Here is an 18,223-nt window from a genome sequence, read left to right as displayed (position 1 = left end):
TCAGTATGCATACTCAGTATCCATGTCGATCAGACACGGACTGCTCGCCCTGCTGAGCAGCGCACCGCGTTACGGCTATCAGCTCCGGATGGAGTTCGAGGCGTCGACGGGGGCGACCTGGCCGCTCAACATCGGCCAGGTCTACACGACGCTCGCCCGCCTGGAACGTGACGGCCTGGTGGCGCCGGGTGGAGCCGACGAGCAGGGCAGGGCCGTCTACACGATCACCGAGGCCGGTCGGGAGGAACTGGAGCGATGGTTCAGCACCCCCGTCGACCACTCCGACCGGCCTCGGGACGAACTCGCCATCAAGATCGCGATGGCCGTCGCCGCCACCGACGTGGACGTGGGCGCGGTCATCCTGGCCCAGCGAATGGCGACCATGCGCACGCTCCAGGACCTGACCAGGGCCAAGAGGGCCGCCGGTGACGGCCTCGCCCAGCGGCTCGTCCTGGAATCGATGATCTTCAAGGCCGAGGCCGAGCAGCGCTGGCTCGACCACTGCGAGGCCGTTGTCAAGGAGAAGAACCAATGACTGTGGTGGAGCTGCGGGACGTGACCCGCGAGCACGGCCAGGTGCACGCCCTGCGCGGCGTGAGCCTGGAGGTGGCACAAGGGGAGCTCGTCGCGGTCATGGGCCCGTCGGGCTCGGGGAAGTCGACGCTGCTCAACCTGGCCGGCGGCCTCGACCGGCCCACGTCGGGCACGGTCCTGATCGAGGGCCGCGACCTGGCCGGGGTCCGCGACCTGGCCGCGCTGCGACGCGGCAGCGTCGGGTACGTCTTCCAGGACCTCAACCTGATCCCGTCCCTGACGGCCGCCGAGAACGTGATGCTGCCCAGGGAACTGGACGGCGTGCGCGCCGGCCAGGCCCGCCGGGAGGCGCTGGCCGTCCTGGCCGACGTGGGCGTCGACCCGATCGCCGACCGGTTTCCCGAGGAGCTGTCCGGCGGCCAGCGTCAGCGCGTGGCCATCGCCAGGGCGCTGGTCGGCGAACGGCGGCTGCTGCTGGCCGACGAGCCGACCGGCGCGCTCGACACGGCCACCGGCGACGAGATCCTGCACCTGCTGCGCAACCGCTGCGACGAGGGCGCGGCGGTGCTGCTGGTCACCCACGAGCCGCGCTACGCGGCCTGGGCGGACCGGGTGGTCTACCTGCGGGACGGCCTGATCGCCGAGGCGTCGGCGGTGCGGATGGAGAGCTCGCGATGAGCGCCTTCCTCGCCGCCCTGCGGATTTCCCGCAGGGACGCGTCGCGCTTCAAGGGCCGCAGCGCCCTGATCATGGTGATGATCGGCCTGCCCGTCCTGGTGATCACGGCGGTGCTCACCGGCGCCGCCACGACCAGCGTCACCCCGAAGGAGCGGGCGGTCACGAGCTTAGGGGCGGCCGACGCCCGCCTGCTCACCTTCCCGTATCGCACCCCGGTCCGGCAGGACTACAGCGGCGACTCCGCGTACCAGCCGAAGAGCGGCACCTCACAGCGGCCGTGGACGCCCGCGGAGATCAACACGCTGCTCCCCGGCCGCCTGCTGCGCTTCCAGACGAGCCCGACCAACGTCCGGCTGCCCGATGGCTTCAACATGGCGGACGTCGTGGAGATCGATCTGCGCGACCCCATGACGGCCGGGATGCGCACCCTGAAGCAGGGCCGCTACGCCGCCGCGCCCGGCGAGGTGGCGATCTCGCCGAAGATGGCCGACCTGGGCGTCCGGGTGGGCGACACGCTCACCGTGCGGCGGCCGGACCGCACCGTGAAGGTGGTCGGCGTCGCCGAGAACCCCAACCGGCCCGGCATCCTGGAACTGCTGGCCCTGCCCGAAGGGGTGCTCGTCCACCAGAACGACGGCAACAGCAGCGGCTGGCTGGTCGACACCGCCGGTCCGGTCATGCGGTCGAAGGTGTCGCAGCTCAATGACGCGGGCCTCGGCGTCACCTCCCGCGCGGTGCTCGACGCCCACAAGGACGACGGCTCCCGCGGGAACCCGAATGACACCCGCGACCTGGTCCAGCTCGGCGTGGTGATCGTGTTCGTCGTCATGGAGACCGTGCTGCTGGCCGGGCCGGCGTTCGCGGTGGGGCTGCGGCGGCGGCGCAGGGAGCTGGCGGTGATCTCCGCACAGGGCGGGTCGCCCCGGCACCTGCGCATGATCGTGCTGGCCGACGGCCTGGTGCTGGGCGGTGCGGCGGCCGTGCTCGGGGTCGTCCTGGGCATCGGCCCCGGCCTCCTCGGCGAGTCGATCGCGGCCAGGGAGCTGGACTGGTCGCACGGGCCGGCCGACGTGCCGTGGCTGCCGGTGCTCGGCGTGGCGGCGCTCGGCCTGGTCAGCGGGCTGATCGCGGCGATCGTGCCCGCGGTGCAGGCGAGCCGGCAGAACACCGCGCAGGTCCTGGCCGGCCGGGCCGCCGAGGTCCGCGGGCGCGCCCGGCGCCCTCTGCTCGGGGTCGTGCTGGTGACGGCCGGGCTGGGCGCGATCGGATACGCCATGACCAGGGGTCAGGTGACGATGATCGCGGCCTTCGTGCCGTTCGTGTTCGGCATGGTGGCGTTGATGCCGTGGCTGGTCCAGGCCACCTCGCGGATCGCCGCCCGGCTGCCGCTCCCGCTGCGCCTGTCCGTGCGCGACGCCGCGCGCCACCGCGTCCGTACGGCCTCGGCCACCGCCGCGGTCATGGCGGCGACCATGGGGGCGGTCGCGATCGGCATCGGCAGCAGCAGCGCGTACGCCCAGCAGGAGGAGCAGAGCGTCACGGTGTTCCCGCTGGGCACCACGGTGATCGGCGGCGCCACGGAGATGGACGGCCCGACGTGGGCCCGGCTGAAGGACGCCGTCCGCGTCCGCTTCCCCGGCACCGACGTCGTCACCGGGCACGAGGCGACGGATGCCAAGGGCAGGGACCTCTGGTTGACCGTGCCGCGGACGTGCGAGCCGGCATGCGCGCAGCGGTTCTACGACCAGCCGCCGATCGGCGGGGCGGACCTGCTCGCCTTCCTCCAGAAGCGCCGGGACCCGCAGGCGGCCGCCGCGCTGGCGGCGGGCAAGGCCGTGGCGTTCAGCACGGACGTGGTGAGCGACGGCACGATCGAGCTGACCGTGAGCGACTGGAGCTCCGACACCATCAAGGAGCGGAAGCGGATCCGGATCCCGGCCGTGGTGTCGAGCGGCGCCGACCCCCGGCAGGCGGGCGCCGTGATCCCGCCGCAGGCGCTGGCCAAGGCCGGGCTCGGCACGGTCGAGCGGCTGCTCTACACCGCGTCCCCGCCGCAGGACGAACGGCGCATGGAGGCCGACCTGCGGGGTGAGGTGAACGGCAACCTGTACCTGAACGTCGAGCGGGGGAAGGCGGAGGACCGCGCCGTCGCCCTGCTGGTGCTGCTCGGCGCGGCGCTGGTCCTGGTGCTCGGGGGCACGTTCGCGGCCACCGGGCTGGCGGCGGCGGACATGCGTCCTGACCTGAACAATCTGTCGGCGGTCGGCGCGGCGCCTCGGGTGCGCAGGCTGGTGGTGGCCGCCCAGGCCGCCTACATCGCGGGCCTGGGCGCGGCGGTCGGCCTCGTCGCCGGCGCGGTGGCCGGTGTCGCGCTGACCTGGCCGATGACCAGGATGGGCTCAGGCGGCATGCACGCGCTGCTGGAGGGGCCGGGCACGATCGACGTCCCCTGGTCGTTCCTGGCCGCGGTCGTGCTGGGCCTGCCGCTGGTCGCGGCCCTGGTGGCCGGGCTGTTCACCCGGACACGCCTGGTGCTGGCCCGTCGGGTGGCCTGAGCCGGTACCGCAGCGTCACCAGCACGGACAGGAAGATGATCAGCGCCGGGACCGCGGTCTGCCCGATGAGGACCGCGGTCACGGCGCTGTCCGGCTGCTGCACGGGCGTGCTCGCGTCGGACTCGACGAACCCGCCGATCGACAGGATGACCCCGAAGATCAGCGCCCCGAACGAGCTGACGCCGCTCTCGATGGCCGTCCACAGCCCGGTCAGCACGCCGGCCCGCCGTTTGCCCGACTCGGCGGCGTCGGCGGCGACCACGTCGGCCAGCATCGAGAACAGCATGAGCTCGACCCCGGCGATGCCGATGCCGACGAGCAGGATGGTCAGGTGGGCGTACAGGGGGCCGAACAGCGGGGTCGCCATGGCCGCCGCCGTGCCGCCGCCGAACAGCAGCGCGGCCAGGATCATCGCGCCGCGCTTGTCGAAGCGCCGGGCCAGCCACACCCACAGCGGCATGGTCAGCAGCATCGGCCCGACCAGGGCGGCGAAGAGCGTCTGCGTGCTCTTCGGCGACCCCAGCGTGTACGACGCGAAGTACGGCGCCGCGGCCAGCATCATGCTGACGGCGAGCATCTGCAGGCAGGCCATGACGGTCAGCCACAGGAACGCCCGGTTGCCCCTGATCGCCGCGAGCTGCTCGCGCCACCCGCCGTGGTCGGCCTCCGGCGCGCCGGTCATGGGGGCGCGGGCGGTGCCGAAGAACGAGCCGAGCATCGAGGCCAGCAGGATGAGGGCGATCGTCAGGCCCATCAGCCGGTAGCTGCCGAGCGTGCCCTCCTCGCCCTGACCGGTGGCGATCATCGGGGCCAGCACGCCGCTGATCGCGGTGGCCGCGCCGATGAAGACCATCCGCCACTGCAGCAGCGAGGTGCGCTCGTGGTAGTCGTCGGTCATCTCGCCGGGCATGGCCTTGTACGGCACCTCGTACAGCGCGTACGCGGTCGCCGTCGCCATGAAGCAGAGCCCGACGTACAGGGCGGCCGGGACCCCGGTCAGCGGCGGCCCGGCGAAGACGAGGAAGAACGCGACGGGCAGCGTCAGCGACCCGGCCAGCAGCCAGGGGCGGCGCGGCCCCATCCGCGAGACGGTCCGGTCCGACCAGCGGCCGACCAGCGGGTTGATGATCAGGTCCCAGACCTTGGGCGCGGTGACCACCACGCCGGCCAGCCACGCGGGCACGGCCAGGAAGTTGGTCATGTAGTACAGCAGGAGCAGGCCGGGCACGGCGCTGACCGTGGCCGTGCAGAACGAGCCCACGCCGTAGCCGAGGCGCACGCCCCTGGAGACCGTGGGCGCGCTCACCGGCGATGTGATCATGAGGCCCATTCAAGCCGAGCGAGGGCTTGTTCGGTAGGGCCCAGTTTCCCGGGCCCCCACCGGATCACTCCCGCACGCCGGGCTCGTCGCCCATGCCGGGCTACTCGCCCGCGTCGGCTACTCGCGCACGTTGGCGCAGACCACGTGCGCGCCGATCTCTATCATCCGGCGCTCGCTGCGCGCGTCGGCGACCCGGGCCATGAGGATCGGCGCGCCGCTGGCCGCGAACTGCGGCAGGCGGGCGCGTACCAGGCGGTGCAGGTCGCGGACGACGTCCTCGGCGGCCGACATGTGCACCTTGACGTGCAGCATGATCCCGGTCGCCCCGGACGCGGTGCCGGCCTCGGAGATCCACACGTGGTGCACGAGCGGGAAGTCGCCCAGCAGTTGCGCGATGGCCTGCCGCAGCGCCGGCAGGATCGGGTGCGTGCACCGGCGGTAGCCGGGGTCCACCTGCTGCATCGGCCCCGACAGGTGGGGCCGGGGCGCGGGGACCCACGGCAGCGCGGGCGCCTGCGGGGTGGGCGGGGCCACCTGCGCCAGCGAGGGCACGCGCGAGACGGTGGCCATGGCGCCGGTCGCGTAGGCGGCGGGCGCCGCCCCCGACAGCACGGGTGTGGGCCCCGAGCGCGTGCCGGTGAGGAAGCGCTGGAGATCGTCGATGGGCACGGCCGCGGCTGCGGGGCCCGCGGCGTCGATCACGATCTCCGGCACGCCGGTGACGCGCTGGATGTCCAGGATGGTGTCGGCGTCGCACACCGACAGGGAATGGCTGCCGCGGTGCCTGGCGTAGGTAGCAGGGCTGGTGTACCCGAGCAGAACCCGGTCACCCGCCTGGGTCGTCCCAAGGACGACCGATCGATCTGGTCGCACTGCCACCAGGACTCCACCGTCGGCGAGGGCCGCCAGCAGGCGATGGGGCGTGCCATGCTGTGCGAGCACGTCGGCAAGCGCAGGATTCCCGATGCTCATATGACGAACCATAGGTAGTCGGCCACGGCTTATCAGGCTAATGGCCAATAAATCCCCCGATCAAGACAAAGATGTGTGCAGAGTGGATGACTTTGCTGCCGCCTGGGTACCGGAGCCGCGTCCAGGGCGTCGCGACGCCGAGCGCGGCCGTCTCAAATCGTGGGTCCCTCGTGAACGCGTTCACAAGCGCGGATAGACTCTGAGGGATCCGAGGGGCCCAGCGACGTGTCCCTCCAGCCCGCCGCATGCCCCTAAGGATCCACGCCTGTGAACAAGCCCGTCGTTCTGGTCGCAGAGGAGCTGTCCGAGGCCGGCCTCGCCGTGCTCGGCGCCGATTTCGAGGTCCGCCACACCGACGGAGCGGACCGTTCCCAGCTTCTGCCCGCCCTCGCCGACGTGGACGCCCTGATCGTGCGCTCCGCCACGCAGGTCGACGCCGAGGCCATCGCCGCCGCGCCGAAGCTGCGCGTGGTCGCCCGCGCCGGCGTCGGCCTCGACAACGTCGACGTCGAGGCCGCCACCAAGGCCGGTGTCATGGTCGTCAACGCGCCGACCTCCAACATCACCAGCGCCGCCGAGCAGACCATCGCGCTCATCCTGGCCAGCGCCCGCAACACCGCCCAGGCCCACGCCGCGCTGAAGAACGGCGAGTGGAAGCGCTCCAAGTACACCGGCGTCGAGCTGGACGAGAAGGTCGTCGGCATCCTCGGCCTCGGCAAGATCGGCCAGCTCGTGGCCCAGCGGCTCCAGCCGTTCGGCGTCGAGCTGATCGCCTACGACCCCTACCTGCCGCCGGCCCGCGCCGCGCAGATGGGCGTCAAGCTGCTCAGCCTCGAAGAGGTGCTCAAGCAGGCCGACTTCATCACCGTGCACCTGCCGAAGTCCAAGGAGACCCTCGGGCTCATCGGCGACAAGGAGCTGCACGAGGTCAAGCCGTCCGTGCGGATCATCAACGTGGCCCGCGGCGGCATCGTGGACGAGGCCGCGCTCTACTCGGCGATCAAGGAGGGCCGCGTCGCGGGCGCCGGCCTCGACGTGTTCGCCAAGGAGCCGTGCACCGACAGCCCCCTGTTCGAGCTGGACCAGGTCGTCGCCACGCCGCACCTCGGCGCCTCCACGCACGAGGCCCAGGAGAAGGCCGGCACGCAGGTCGCGCGGAGCGTGAAGCTGGCGCTGGCGGGCGAGTTCGTGCCCGACGCGGTCAACGTCCAGGGCGGCGCGGTGGCCGAGGACGTCAAGCCGGGCCTGCCGCTGGCCGAGAAGCTGGGCCGGGTGTTCACCGCCCTGGCCGGCGAGGTCGCCACCAAGCTCGACGTCGAGGTCCGCGGCGAGATCGCCTCCCAGGACGTGCGGGTCATCGAGCTGGCCGCGCTCAAGGGCGTGTTCGCCGACGTGATCGAGGAGCAGGTCACGTACGTCAACGCGCCGCTGCTGGCCAAGGAGCGGGGCATCAGCGTGGAGCTGGTGACCAGCTCCGAGAGCCCCGACTGGCGCAACGTGGTGACCGTGCGGGGCGTGCTCGCCGACGGCCGCCAGATCTCGGTCTCCGGCACGCTGTCCGGCCCCCGGCAGATCACGAAGATCGTCGAGGTCAACGGCTACGAGATGGAGATCGAGCCGACGGCCCACCTGTCGTTCTTCGCCTACACCGACCGTCCCGGCGTCGTCGGCGTGGTCGGCCGGCTGCTCGGCGAGGCCGGCGTGAACATCGCCTCGATGCAGGTGGCCCGCGACGTCAAGGGCGGCAAGGCGCTCATCGCGCTGACCGTCGACTCGGCCATCCCGGCCGCCGTGATCGACCAGATCGCGGCCGAGATCGGCGCCGAGAGCGGCCGTTCGGTCGACCTGGAGGACTGACCTCGCGACCTGAGGACTGAGCCCCCGATCGCGGGGAAGGCCGTCACCTGGACCGTTCCGGGTGGCGGCCTTTTCTTGTCTCAGAATGCGAGATAGTAGGACATCCAACGAGACAGCGAAACAGCCGCCGGGTACCGTGGATGGAAATGCGCCAGGTTCTCGTACTCATTACCTGCCGCGGCGGGGCCTGTTAGGGCAGGCCGACGACCCGCCGCGGTGAGTGGTGATGCCGTCGGCCGGTCAGTCCCTTCCCTTCGCCCGGTCCGTGACCCGGACCCGCGAGAGCAGGCCCGGTCGGATTCGCGACCGGGGTCCGACGCCCCCTTTTCTGGAACGCGCCAGCGAAACGAGATGAGCGACATGTACGAGATGTACGCCTGGAACCGTACCGAAGAGAACGAGAACGAGGCCGCCGAGGCCCTGCAGACCGCCCTCGACCGCAGGGACAACGGCGGCGCCCCCCAGAACTCCGCCCGGTAGCGCCGCCCTCAGGCCCGCGCCGCGGCGTGGGCCAGGGCGAGCGCGCCGAGCAGCGGCGCGTCGTCCGTGAACCGGCCGGGCCGGATCTCCGGCGGGAACGGCACGGCGCGCCGCACCTCCCCGGCCAGCCTGGGCACGATCAGCCCGGCCGCGCCCATCATGCCGCCGCCCACGACCAGCACCTCGGGGTCGAGGGTGACGCACAGGTTCGCCACGGTCATGGTCAGCACCGACAACGCCTGCGCCACCAGCTCCGCCAGCGGCCCGGAACGCGCGGCGAGCACCTCCTCCGCCGTGGTCGCGCGGCCGAGCAGCGCGCCGCCCCTGGCCGCCAGCCCGGCGCCGGAGACCAGTTCCTCCAGCGGCACCCGCCCGTCGGCGAAGGCCGCCTGCCCCGGCGTGACCTGGAGGTAGCCGATCTCGCCCGCCGCGCCGTGCGCGCCGGGCACCACCCGGCCGCCGACCACCAGGGCCGCCGCCAGGCCGGTGCCGAGGTTGAGATAGACGCCCGTGGAGACGCCGCGCAGCGCGCCCCACCGCAGCTCGGCCGCCGCCGCCGCGTTCACGTCGTTGTCGATGGCCACCGGCGTCGCGCCGAACTCCTCGCGCAGCAGCCTGGGCAGCTCCAGCCCCTCCCAGCCGGGCACGTTCGGCGCCAGGCGCACCACGCCGTCCCTGATCACCCCGCAGGTGGAGAAGCCGACCGCGGCCGGCCGCCCGTCCAGGGCGCGGGCCGCGGCCAGGGCCCGGACGAGCGTGTCCGGGCCGGTCTCCAGCCGGGTGCGGCCGGCGACCACGGGCCCGTCGGAGCCCGAGACCCCGATCGCGACCTTGGTCCCGCCGACGTCGATGCCCAGGACCCGGCTCACCGCGCGGCGCCCCTGCGGGCCAGCGAGTCGATCGCCACCGCCAGGGCCAGCACGCCGGCCGTCACCATGAACCGGACGGAGGAGTCCACGCTCAGCAGGTACATGCCGTTGGTGATCGACTGGATGACCAGCACCCCGAGCAGCGCGGCGTAGGCCCGTCCCCGTCCGCCGAACAGGGACGTGCCGCCGATGACCGCCGTGGCGATGGCCATGAGCAGGATGTCGCTGCCGCCCGACCCCTGGTTGACCGCCGACAGCCGGCTGGCGGCCAGCACGCCGCCCGCCGCCGCCAGCGTCGAGGCCAGCACGAACGCCAGGATCCTGATCCTGGTCACGTTGATGCCCGCGCGCCTGGCGGCCTCGGCGTTGCCGCCGACGGCGTACAGGTGGCGGCCGAACGCGGTGTGCCGCAGGACCAGGTCGAGCAGCACCACCAGCGCGCCGAAGAGCACCAGCAGCAGCGGCACGCCGCGGTCGGCCGACATGACCGCCACCGCCGCGCCGAGCACGACCGCCAGCCCGCCCGCCGTCACGGGGACCTGCCAGGCCGGCGCCACGGGCAGCCCGGCGGCCAGCCGTGCCCGCCTGGCCAGCGTGGCGATCCCGGCGTGGCCGCCGGCCAGCCCGATCACCAGCGCCCAGGACAACCACCCCGGCAGCCAGGTGTCGCTCAGCCCCGAGATGAACCCGTTGAACGGCAGGTTGATCGTCCCGCCCTGGCGCAGCAGGTAGAGCAGCAGCCCGAGCCAGCCCATCAGCCCGGCCAGCGTGACCACGAACGACGGCATCCGCAGCTTGGTCAGCATGAGCCCGTGCAGCAGCCCGATCGCCGCACCGGCCGCCAGCGCCAGCAGGATGGCCAGCAGGGCGTTCCACCCCTGCTTGACGTGCGCGATCGTCATGATCGTGGCGCACAGGCCGCTGACCGAGCCGGCCGACAGGTCGATCTCGCCGAGCAGCAGCACCATGATGACGCCGAGCGCGATCGTGCCCGTGGCGGCCATCTGGAGTGCCAGGTTGGTGAGGTTCTCGGGTGACAGGAAACGCTCGTTGAGCGTGCTGAACACGATCGTGATCGCCACCAGGCCGCCGACCACCGGCCAGGCGCCGGCCTCTCCCTGGCGCAGCCGTCCGGTCACCGTGATCGGCATCGCCGTCATTCGCCCGCTCCTGTGATCGCGGCCACGATCTCCTCGCGGGAGGCCTCGGCCGTACGGAACTCACCGGCGTTGCGTCCGAGACGCAGCACCACCACCCGGTCGCTCACCTCGCGCACGTCGGCGAGGTTGTGCGAGATGACCAGCACCGCGAGCCCGCGCTCGCGCAACCGCCGGATCAGCGCCAGCACCTGGGCCGTCTGCTCGACGCCGAGCGCGGCGGTCGGCTCGTCCAGGATGACCAGCCGGGGTTCGCCGAGCAGCGCCCTGGCGATGGCCACCGACTGCCGCTGGCCGCCCGACAGCGTCGACACCGGCACCCTGATGTCGCCGATGCGCACGTCGAGCTGGGCGAGCAGGTCGCGGGTCGCGCGTTCCATGCTCAGGTGGCGCAGCACCGACCAGCGGCGGCGTTCGGCGCCGAGGAACAGGTTGGCCACGACGTCGAGGTTCTCGCAGAGCGCGAGGTCCTGGTAGACGGTCGAGATGCCGAGCGCCTGCGCGTCGTGCGGGGTGGCGACGCGCACCGGCGCGCCGTCCACCGTGATCTGGCCCTCGTCCGGCATGACCGCGCCGGAGATGGTCTTGACCAGCGTCGACTTGCCCGCGCCGTTGTCGCCCATGAGCGCCACGACCTCGCCGGGACGCAGCTCCAGCCCTGCCCCGTCGAGCGCCCGCACCGCTCCGTACCGTTTGGAGATCCCGGTCGCCGCGATCATCTACTCGATGCCCGCCTTCGCGCAGGCGGCCTTGACCTCGGCCGTGCAGATCTGGTCGGCCTTGTAGAACCCGTCCTTCACGATGGTGTCCTTGATCTTGTCGGCGGTGACCGCGATGGGGTCGAGGAGGAAGGCCGGGATGTCGGCCGTGCCGTTGTTCACCTTGGAGGTGGCGGCGGGCTGCTCGCCCTTGGTCAGGGCGACGGCCAGCTCGGCGGCCTTCTCCGCCTCTCTCCTGATGTCCAGGTAGATGGTCATGTACTGCTCGCCGGTGAGGATGCGCTGCACGGCGGCCAGCTCGGCGTCCTGACCGGTGATGGGCGGCAGCTCCTTGTAGCCCGCGCGCTTCATGGCCGCGATGGCCCCGCCCGCCATGCCGTCGTTGGCCGACAGCACGCCGACGATCTGGTCCCGGCCGATGGCGGTGATCGCCTGCTCCATCTGCTGCTGCGCCTTGTCGGGGCTCCAGTCGGGGGTGTCGAACTCCCTGCCGACCTTGACCCTGCCGTCCAGGACGCTCTTGGCGCCCTTCTTGTAGTCGGCCGAGCTGGGGTCGGTGGGCGAGCCGTGGATCATCACGATCTGGCCCTTGGCCGTGGTGCCCTTGGCGTTCATGGCGTCGAGCAGCGCCTGACCCTGCATCTCGCCCACCCGTACGTTGTTGAACGAGACGTAGTAGGCGTAGTCGATCCCCGAGATCAGCCGGTCGTAGGCGACCACCGGGACCTTCTTCTGCCTGGCCTGGTTGACCAGGGGCGCGACCGCGTTGGCGTCCACGGCGTCCAGGACGAGCACGTCGGCGTCCTGGGTGAGCGCGGCCTCGACCTGTTGTTGTTGTTTGGCCGCGTCCTGCTCGGCATTGCCGTAGATCACCTTGCAGGCGGGGCACAACGCCTTGACCTTGGCCTCGAACAGCGGGCGGTCGAAGGCTTCGTATCGGGTGGTCTTGGATTCGGGGAGGAACAGGGCGATCGTCCCGCCCTGCCGCGGCCCGTCGGCCTGAGTGGCCGTCGTGCCGGTGGTGGTGCTGTTCCCGCAGGCGGCGGCCAGCAGGACCGCCGCCGCGGGGATGAGTCGCCAAGCTCGGTGCATCGCACTTCGTCCTCTCAGAAGATGCCCGCCCCCGCTTGGTAAGAAAGGTAGTTTACTATCAGGCGTGTTGGCTAGAGTGCACCTCGGAGGGAGGCCGGACATGCGACGCGACCTGGCGAATCCACGGCTGCTGCGGGTGCTCAACGAGCGCCGTCTGCTCGACCAGCTGCACGAGCACGGCCCCGCCTCGCGCGCCGACCTGGCCAAGAGCACCGGCCTGTCCAAGCCCACGGTCTCGGCCGCCCTGGCGGGGCTGGCCGAGGACGGCCTGGTCCACCTGGTGGGCGAGGTGTCCGGACGGCCCGGCCCGGTCTCCTCGCTCTACGACGTGAACGCCGCCTCGACCCACGTCGCCGGCATCGACATCGGCCGCGACTGGATCAGGGTGGCCGTGGCCGACCTGCGCGGCGCGTTCGCGGGGCGTACCGACGGCCGCAACACGGCCCGCACCTCGGCCGAGCTGGCCGAGCTGGTCGGCGAGCTGGCCGGGGCGGCGGCCCGCGAGGCCGAGGTCGAGTGGCGCTCGATCACCTGCGCGGTGGTGGGCTCACCCGGTGTGTACGACCCCGTGCGCGGCGGCCTCGACTTCGCCCCCAACCTGCCCGGCCCACCTGACCTGGCCGACCGGTTGCACGCCGCCCTGGGCGTCGACCTCGTCATCCAGAACGACATCAACCTGGCTGCCGTCGGCGAGCACGTCCACGGGGCCGGGCGGGGCAAGGCCAACTTCGCCCTGGTGTCCATCGGCACCGGCGTCGGCATGGGCATCGTGATCAACGGCGAGCTGTACGTCGGGGCGCGAGGGGCGGCGGGCGAGGTCTCCTACATCCCCGCCGCCGAGGAACCCCCCGCCTCCGCCCCACCGACCGGCCCTTTCGCAGGGGACGGCGACTCCCTCAAGAGCGGGGCCGACTCCTTCGCGCACGACGGCGACCCCTTCACGCACGGGGCCACCGAGGCGGCCACCTCCGCGCCCGGTGTGGTGCGCGCCGCCCGGGCGGCGGGGCTGGAGCTGGAGACGGCGAGGGAGGTCTTCGCCGCCGCCGCCGAGGGGAACGCGGCGGCCAGGTCGGTCGTGGAGGCCGAGGGCCGCCGCATCGGCGGGCTGCTGGTGGCCGTGGCCGCCGTGCTCGATCCGGAGGTGATCGTGCTGAGCGGGGGAGTGGGGCGCAACCTCGACCTGCTGGGCGCGTCCGTGGAGCGCCGCATCGCCGAGCTCGGGCCGCTGCGCCCGCGGGTGGTGGCCAGCGCGCTGGGCGACAGCGGCGTGCTGCTGGGCGCGGTCGCCCACGCCAAGTCCCGCGCCTGGGACCTCATCTTCGACGCCCGCAAACACTGACCCCCAGCCCCGCCTTCTCTGCAGGCCGGTAGCTCCGCGCCCGAGGTCCCGACACCCAGCCCCGCCTTCTCTGCAGGCCGGTGGCTCCGCGCCCGAGGTCCCGACACCCAGCCCCCCGCCTGTGGGACGGGGGTTCGGGGCGATGCGGGGGAATGGGGGCGCGCTTACGATATGGGGGTGGCCGGCCTCCTTCGTTCCGTGTGGCGCGAGCCTCGTCCTCCCGGCCCGCCCGTGCGGGTGTGGCGCGACTGGGCGCTCGTCGCGGTGCTCGTGCCGGCCGCGGTGATCGAGGGCGTGCTGCGGCCCGACCTCCGCTGGCCGGTGGTCTCGACGGCCGTCACCGTCGCACTGATCCCCACGCTGCTGTGGCGCAGGACCAGGCCGCTGCTCATGGTCGCGCTCGTGTTCGGCGCCACGACCTTGGCCCCGCTGCTGACCGGCGGCGAGCCGGTGGAGACGTACACGCTGGTGTTCGTCACCATCGTGCTCTACGCGCTGTTCCGGTGGGGCTCGGGGCGCGAGGCCGTGATCGGGATGGCGGCCGGGCTGGTCGCGGTCGGCCTGTCGCTGGTGTCCGGCCGCATGGCGCCCGGCGACGTCGTCCCGGCGCTCGGGGTGCTGGTCGCGACCGTCGGGCTGGGCAGCGCCTTCCGCTACCGCGCCGGCGCGCGGCTGCGCGAGCTCGACCAGGTCAAACTGCTCGAACGCGAACAGCTCGCCCGTGACCTGCACGACACCGTCGCCCACCACGTCTCGGCCATGGCCATCCGCGCCCAGGCGGGCCTGGCCACCGCCGCCTCCGAGCCGGGCGCGGCCACCGACGCGCTGCGGGTGATCGAGGCCGAGGCGTCGCGCACGCTCGCCGAGATGCGGGCCATGGTCCGGGTGCTGCGCAGGAACGAGCCGGCGGAGCTGACCCCGGGCCGCCACCTCGACGACCTGCGGCGGCTCGCCGGACGCCCGCGCGTCGGCCCGGCCGTCGAGGTGGAGATCGCGGACGGGCTCGGCGACCTGCCGCCCTCGGCCGGCGCGGCGCTCTACCGTATCGCCCAGGAGTCGATCACCAACGCCCGGCGGCACGCCCGTCACGCCACCCACATCACCGTCCGGGTCACCGCCGACGACGCCGCCGTACGCCTGACGGTGAGCGACGACGGTGACCGCGCCGGCGGGGTCGCCGCTCCCGGGTACGGCCTGATCGGCATGATCGAACGCGCCGCCCTGCTCGGCGGCACCTGCGAGGCGGGCCCCAACCCCAACCGGGGCTGGACGGTCACCGCCGTCCTGCCGAAGGAGACCGCATGAACGCCCGGCGGGAGGCCGCGTGAGCGCGGAAGAAAGCGGCATGAACGCCCGGCGGGAGGCCGCGGGAAGCGACCCGGAGGGCACGGCGGCCATCCGGGTGCTGGTGGCCGACGACCAGGAGATCGCCCGTACCGGGCTCAGGATGATTCTCGACGCCCAGCCCGGCATCGAGGTCGTCGGCGAGGCCGGCGACGGCAGGCGGGCCGTCGAGCTGGCCCGCCGCCTGCGCCCCGACGTGTGCCTGTTCGACATCCGCATGCCCGGCCTCGACGGCATCGCGGCCACCCGCGAGCTGGCCGGGCCCGACGTCGCCGACCCCATGGCGGTGGTCGTGATCACCACGTTCGACCTCGACGAGTACGTCTACGCCGCCCTGCGCGCCGGAGCCAGGGGTTTCCTGCTCAAGGACGCCGGCCCGGCGCTGCTCGCCCAGGCGGTGACCGCGGCGGCCGGCGGCGAGGCGCTCATCGCCCCGAGCGTGACCGCGCGCCTGCTGGCCGCGTTCGCCGGAGCCGGGCGTACGGAGGCGCCCGCGCAGCCGATCGAGGCGCTCACCGGCCGCGAGGAGGAGATCCTGCGCGCCGTGGCCCGCGGCCGGACCAACAGCGAGATCGCCCGCGAGCTGCACATCTCGCTCAGCACGGTCAAGAGCCACGTCGCGAGCCTGATGACCAAGCTCGGCGTGCGCAACCGCGTCGAGATCGCCATGTGGGCCTACGAGACCGACCGCGTACGCACCTGACCTCCGCGACCTCCGCGACCTCCGCGACCTCCACGGACTCTGCGGGCTCTGCGGACGGCCCACTCGGCCACCGCCAGGTTGATCACCCAGCCCGCGCCGACGAGCAGCGCCCGGCCGAGCTCGCCGGGCGGCCCGAAGGCGGCCAGCCCGAACGCCAGGGTGAACGCCTGCGTGCCCGCGCCGAGCCCGATCGCGTACCCGCGGGTCATCCAGGCGCGATGCCGGGCCACGTCGCGCCGCCGGATCGCGGCCAGGCCGAGCAGGAGGCAGGCGGCCATGGCCGTCCCGAACAGCAGCCGGAAGGCGGCCAGCAACATCCCGTCGCCGGCGGGAAGGTCGGAGAAGAGCGTCAGCCACACCCCCGACAGCGCCGCGACCAGCCCGCACGCCACCAGCACCCGCCCCGCCGCGCGGTGCCACCCCGGCCGCCCGGCCCGGAACCGGGCCTGGAACTGGAACGTGCCGAGGACGCAGAACACCAGGGAAGCCGGGATGTGCAGCAACACCGGCACGGGCATGGCGAAGAAGCGCGCGTTGTCCGCGGTCACGGGGGCGCCGGCGGCCAGTTCGGTCACCCGGATTGCGCCGGCGACCAGCGGGACGACGCTGAGCGCGAGCAGCCCGGCGGGTGCGATCCATCTCATGCCTGAGAGCGTGCCGCCCACGCCCGTGCCCGGTCATCGCGCGGACGGCCGGTCCTGGTTCGCACCATCGGCGGGCGGGCCGTCGTACTTTCGGCCATCGAGCCGTCGCCTTTCGACCGTTGAGCGTCCGCGCAGGTCAGGCCCACACTGGCGGCACATCAGCGGCACGAGGGAGAAAACGATGAAGGCGTACGTCCTGCGCTCGTTCGGCTCGCCCGACCAGCTCGTCCTGACCGACGTCGAGCGGCCCGTGCCGCGCGACGACGAGGTGCTGGTCCGGGTGCGGGCCACGTCCGTGCAGCCCTACGACTGGCACTTCATGCGGGGGGAGCCGTACCTGGCCAGGGTCATGGGCGGCGGGGTCGGGCTGCGCCGGCCGCGCATCGCCGTCCTCGGGGCCGACGTGGCGGGGGAGGTCGAGGCGGCCGGCAAGGACGTCACGCTGTTCCGTCCCGGCGACGAGGTGTACGCGATGTCACTCGGGGGCGGCTTCGGCGAGTACGTCTGCCTGCGGCAGGGCGAGGTGGCGCCCAGACCGGCGGGCCTGTCGTTCGAGCAGGCGGCGGCGGTGCCGATGGCGGCCAACACCGCGCTGATCGCGCTGCGCGACGAGGGACGCCTCCAGCCGGGCCAGAAGGTGCTGGTCAACGGCGCGTCCGGCGGCGTGGGCACGTTCGCCGTGCAGCTCGCCAAGGCGCTGGGGGCGCACGTCACGGGCGTGTGCAGCGGGCGGAACGCGGACCTGGTCCGCTCGCTCGGCGCGGACGACGTCATCGACCACACCAAGGAGGACTTCGCGGCCTCGGGCCGGCGCTTCGACCTGCTGCTCGACGTGGCGGGCGGCCGCCGGCTGGCGGACTGTCGCCGCGTGCTGACCAGGAAGGGCACGTACGTGCTGGTCGGCGGGCCGGCCGGCCGCTGGGTGCAGCCGGCCGGCCACATGTTCGCCGCGCTCGCGTCGGGGCCCTTCGTCCCGCAGCGGATCGTCAGGGCGGACGTCGTCCGCTGCGGGAGCAACAGGGCGAACCTGCTGACGCTGACCGGGCTGATCGAGCAGGGCGCGGTCACCCCGGTCATCGACCGGACCTTCCCCTTCGGCGAGCTCCCGGCGGCCGTCCGCTACCAGGAGGAGGGGCACGCCCCGGGGAAGGTCGTCGTCACAGGGTCGCGGTGAGCATGGCCGGGGCGGGGGCCTTCTGGAGCTGCTTGTAGTCGGCCCAGCGCTTGACGCCCTTGGGGTCGGGGCGTACCGCGCCGACGAAGGCCTGCCTGCGCCACTGCGACAGGCGTTCCTCCTTCACCACGTCGCCGGTGTGGGGGGAGTGGACCATGTAGCCGGGCTTGGAGATCATGCCGACGTGGCCGAGGCCGCTGAAGAACACCAGGTCGCCTGGCTTGAGATCCTTCCAGGCGATCTTCCTGGAGAAGGCGCCGTACTGCTCCGCGGCGGTTCTGGGGAGCTCGATGCCGGCGTCCTCGTAGGCCCGGAGCATGAGGCCCGAGCAGTCGTAGCCCCGTTCGCTGGCGCCGCCCCACACGTACGGGGTGCCGCGCTTGTCCATGGCGTATTCGAGGGCGACCTTCCAGGCCGGTTTCGGCGCGTGCCGTTCCTGGACCTGTTTCACCTGGGGGCCGGTGAGGGTGATGGAGGGGGTGGGGGCGGCCGGAGCGGCCGGAGCGGCGGGAGCCGCGGGGGCGGCAGGCACGAGACCTGCTGCGCCCGCTGCCACCGCCACAAGGATGGCGATGCTAGACAGGGGACTGTCCTTCCACGTGGCCGACCGGGTTAGCTGACGGGCTCGGGCCTGGAAGTAGCCCTACGGCGGCTCCTCGGGGGGAGGCGCAGCCGATTCGCCCCGGGGGGAAAGGTGGGTCCCCGGCTCCACGCAGCGGCTGCGCGGATTAGGCTCGTCGGACTCTAACGAAACGGTCAAAAGGTCGCAATCCCCCCAAAACGGA

17 protein-coding genes and 1 riboswitch are annotated in these 18,223 nt (G+C 72.8%); of the genes, 9 read left to right on the top strand and 8 right to left on the bottom strand.

What is annotated here, in order from left to right; all coding sequences use genetic code 11:
• The first annotated feature begins 22 nt into the window (after positions 1–22).
• From ACWEJ6_RS01635 to ACWEJ6_RS01625, 3 genes are read left to right on the top strand one after another with little or no spacing between them, the layout of a single operon-like run.
• The gene (locus ACWEJ6_RS01635) at positions 23–535 is read left to right on the top strand and encodes a PadR family transcriptional regulator (protein ID WP_452420539.1); all 513 of its coding nucleotides are present in this window, start codon (positions 23–25) and stop codon (positions 533–535) included.
• Positions 532–1,212, top strand: coding sequence for an ABC transporter ATP-binding protein (locus tag ACWEJ6_RS01630; RefSeq protein ID WP_452420537.1), 681 nt, complete (start codon positions 532–534; stop codon positions 1,210–1,212). The genes ACWEJ6_RS01635 and ACWEJ6_RS01630 overlap by 4 nt, the downstream gene beginning before the upstream one ends.
• Positions 1,209–3,767: an FtsX-like permease family protein gene (locus ACWEJ6_RS01625; RefSeq protein WP_452420535.1), complete on the top strand. Its 2,559-nt coding sequence runs from the start codon at positions 1,209–1,211 to the stop codon at positions 3,765–3,767. Before ACWEJ6_RS01630 ends, ACWEJ6_RS01625 begins: the two co-directional genes overlap by 4 nt.
• Here ACWEJ6_RS01625 and ACWEJ6_RS01620 read toward each other — a convergent pair.
• Both ACWEJ6_RS01620 and ACWEJ6_RS01615 read right to left on the bottom strand, forming a co-directional pair.
• Entirely contained in the window at positions 3,727–5,088 is a 1,362-nt protein-coding gene (locus ACWEJ6_RS01620; RefSeq protein WP_452420533.1) for an MFS transporter, read from the bottom strand. The two genes, ACWEJ6_RS01625 and ACWEJ6_RS01620, sit on opposite strands and share 41 nt — an antisense overlap.
• 117 nt (positions 5,089–5,205) lie before the next feature.
• Complete coding sequence (locus ACWEJ6_RS01615) at positions 5,206–6,030, bottom strand: hypothetical protein (RefSeq protein ID WP_452420531.1); 825 nt, start codon at positions 6,028–6,030, stop codon at positions 5,206–5,208.
• A gap of 297 nt (positions 6,031–6,327) precedes the next feature.
• Here ACWEJ6_RS01615 and serA point away from each other — a divergent pair, with 297 nt between their 5' ends.
• Together serA and ACWEJ6_RS01605 are read left to right on the top strand one after the other, a co-directional pair.
• Positions 6,328–7,917 carry a phosphoglycerate dehydrogenase gene (gene serA, locus ACWEJ6_RS01610; RefSeq protein WP_352318994.1) on the top strand — a complete coding sequence of 530 codons (1,590 nt, stop codon included), beginning with the start codon at positions 6,328–6,330 and terminating at the stop codon, positions 7,915–7,917.
• A gap of 351 nt (positions 7,918–8,268) precedes the next feature.
• Positions 8,269–8,397 carry a hypothetical protein gene (locus ACWEJ6_RS01605; protein ID WP_352318996.1) on the top strand — a complete coding sequence of 43 codons (129 nt, stop codon included), beginning with the start codon at positions 8,269–8,271 and terminating at the stop codon, positions 8,395–8,397.
• Between the two features lie 8 nt (positions 8,398–8,405).
• Here the strand turns inward: ACWEJ6_RS01605 and ACWEJ6_RS01600 are convergent, their stop codons facing one another.
• The 4 genes from ACWEJ6_RS01600 to ACWEJ6_RS01585 are packed head-to-tail and all read right to left on the bottom strand — an operon-like array spanning position 8,406 to position 12,234.
• Positions 8,406–9,266: an ROK family protein gene (locus tag ACWEJ6_RS01600; RefSeq protein WP_358288625.1), complete on the bottom strand. Its 861-nt coding sequence runs from the start codon at positions 9,264–9,266 to the stop codon at positions 8,406–8,408.
• A complete protein-coding gene (locus ACWEJ6_RS01595) occupies positions 9,263–10,426 on the bottom strand; it encodes a sugar ABC transporter permease (protein WP_452420529.1) in 1,164 nt (387 codons plus the stop codon). Before ACWEJ6_RS01595 ends, ACWEJ6_RS01600 begins: the two co-directional genes overlap by 4 nt.
• Positions 10,423–11,142 carry an ATP-binding cassette domain-containing protein gene (locus tag ACWEJ6_RS01590; RefSeq protein WP_452420527.1) on the bottom strand — a complete coding sequence of 240 codons (720 nt, stop codon included), beginning with the start codon at positions 11,140–11,142 and terminating at the stop codon, positions 10,423–10,425. Before ACWEJ6_RS01590 ends, ACWEJ6_RS01595 begins: the two co-directional genes overlap by 4 nt.
• Positions 11,143–12,234, bottom strand: a complete 1,092-nt coding sequence (locus ACWEJ6_RS01585; RefSeq protein ID WP_358288620.1) for a sugar ABC transporter substrate-binding protein — start codon at positions 12,232–12,234, stop codon at positions 11,143–11,145.
• 100 nt (positions 12,235–12,334) lie between these two features.
• On the opposite strand from ACWEJ6_RS01585, the gene ACWEJ6_RS01580 reads away from it, so the two are divergent.
• The 3 genes from ACWEJ6_RS01580 (at position 12,335) to ACWEJ6_RS01570 (ending at position 15,620) form a co-directional block, all read left to right on the top strand.
• Positions 12,335–13,573 carry an ROK family transcriptional regulator gene (locus ACWEJ6_RS01580; RefSeq protein ID WP_452420525.1) on the top strand — a complete coding sequence of 413 codons (1,239 nt, stop codon included), beginning with the start codon at positions 12,335–12,337 and terminating at the stop codon, positions 13,571–13,573.
• Positions 13,574–13,744: 171 nt separating this feature from the next.
• Entirely contained in the window at positions 13,745–14,878 is a 1,134-nt protein-coding gene (locus tag ACWEJ6_RS01575; RefSeq protein ID WP_387671058.1) for a sensor histidine kinase, read from the top strand.
• Between the two features lie 40 nt (positions 14,879–14,918).
• Positions 14,919–15,620 carry a response regulator gene (locus tag ACWEJ6_RS01570; RefSeq protein ID WP_452420735.1) on the top strand — a complete coding sequence of 234 codons (702 nt, stop codon included), beginning with the start codon at positions 14,919–14,921 and terminating at the stop codon, positions 15,618–15,620.
• Here the strand turns inward: ACWEJ6_RS01570 and ACWEJ6_RS01565 are convergent.
• Entirely contained in the window at positions 15,593–16,264 is a 672-nt protein-coding gene (locus ACWEJ6_RS01565; RefSeq protein ID WP_452420522.1) for a DUF2306 domain-containing protein, read from the bottom strand. The two genes, ACWEJ6_RS01570 and ACWEJ6_RS01565, sit on opposite strands and share 28 nt — an antisense overlap.
• 181 nt (positions 16,265–16,445) lie before the next feature.
• Here ACWEJ6_RS01565 and ACWEJ6_RS01560 point away from each other — a divergent pair, with 181 nt between their 5' ends.
• Positions 16,446–17,438, top strand: coding sequence for an NAD(P)-dependent alcohol dehydrogenase (locus ACWEJ6_RS01560; RefSeq protein ID WP_387671053.1), 993 nt, complete (start codon positions 16,446–16,448; stop codon positions 17,436–17,438).
• Here the strand turns inward: ACWEJ6_RS01560 and ACWEJ6_RS01555 are convergent.
• On the bottom strand, positions 17,422–17,970 hold the full coding sequence (locus ACWEJ6_RS01555) for a C40 family peptidase (RefSeq protein WP_452420520.1): 549 nt from the start codon (positions 17,968–17,970) through the stop codon (positions 17,422–17,424). The genes ACWEJ6_RS01560 and ACWEJ6_RS01555 overlap by 17 nt on opposite strands.
• 54 nt (positions 17,971–18,024) lie before the next feature.
• Positions 18,025–18,183, bottom strand: a riboswitch (cyclic di-AMP (ydaO/yuaA leader).
• Positions 18,184–18,223: the final 40 nt, after the last annotated feature.

The organism is Nonomuraea sp. NPDC004702 (assembly GCF_053601695.1).
This window is presented reverse-complemented; position numbering and strand designations above follow the sequence as displayed.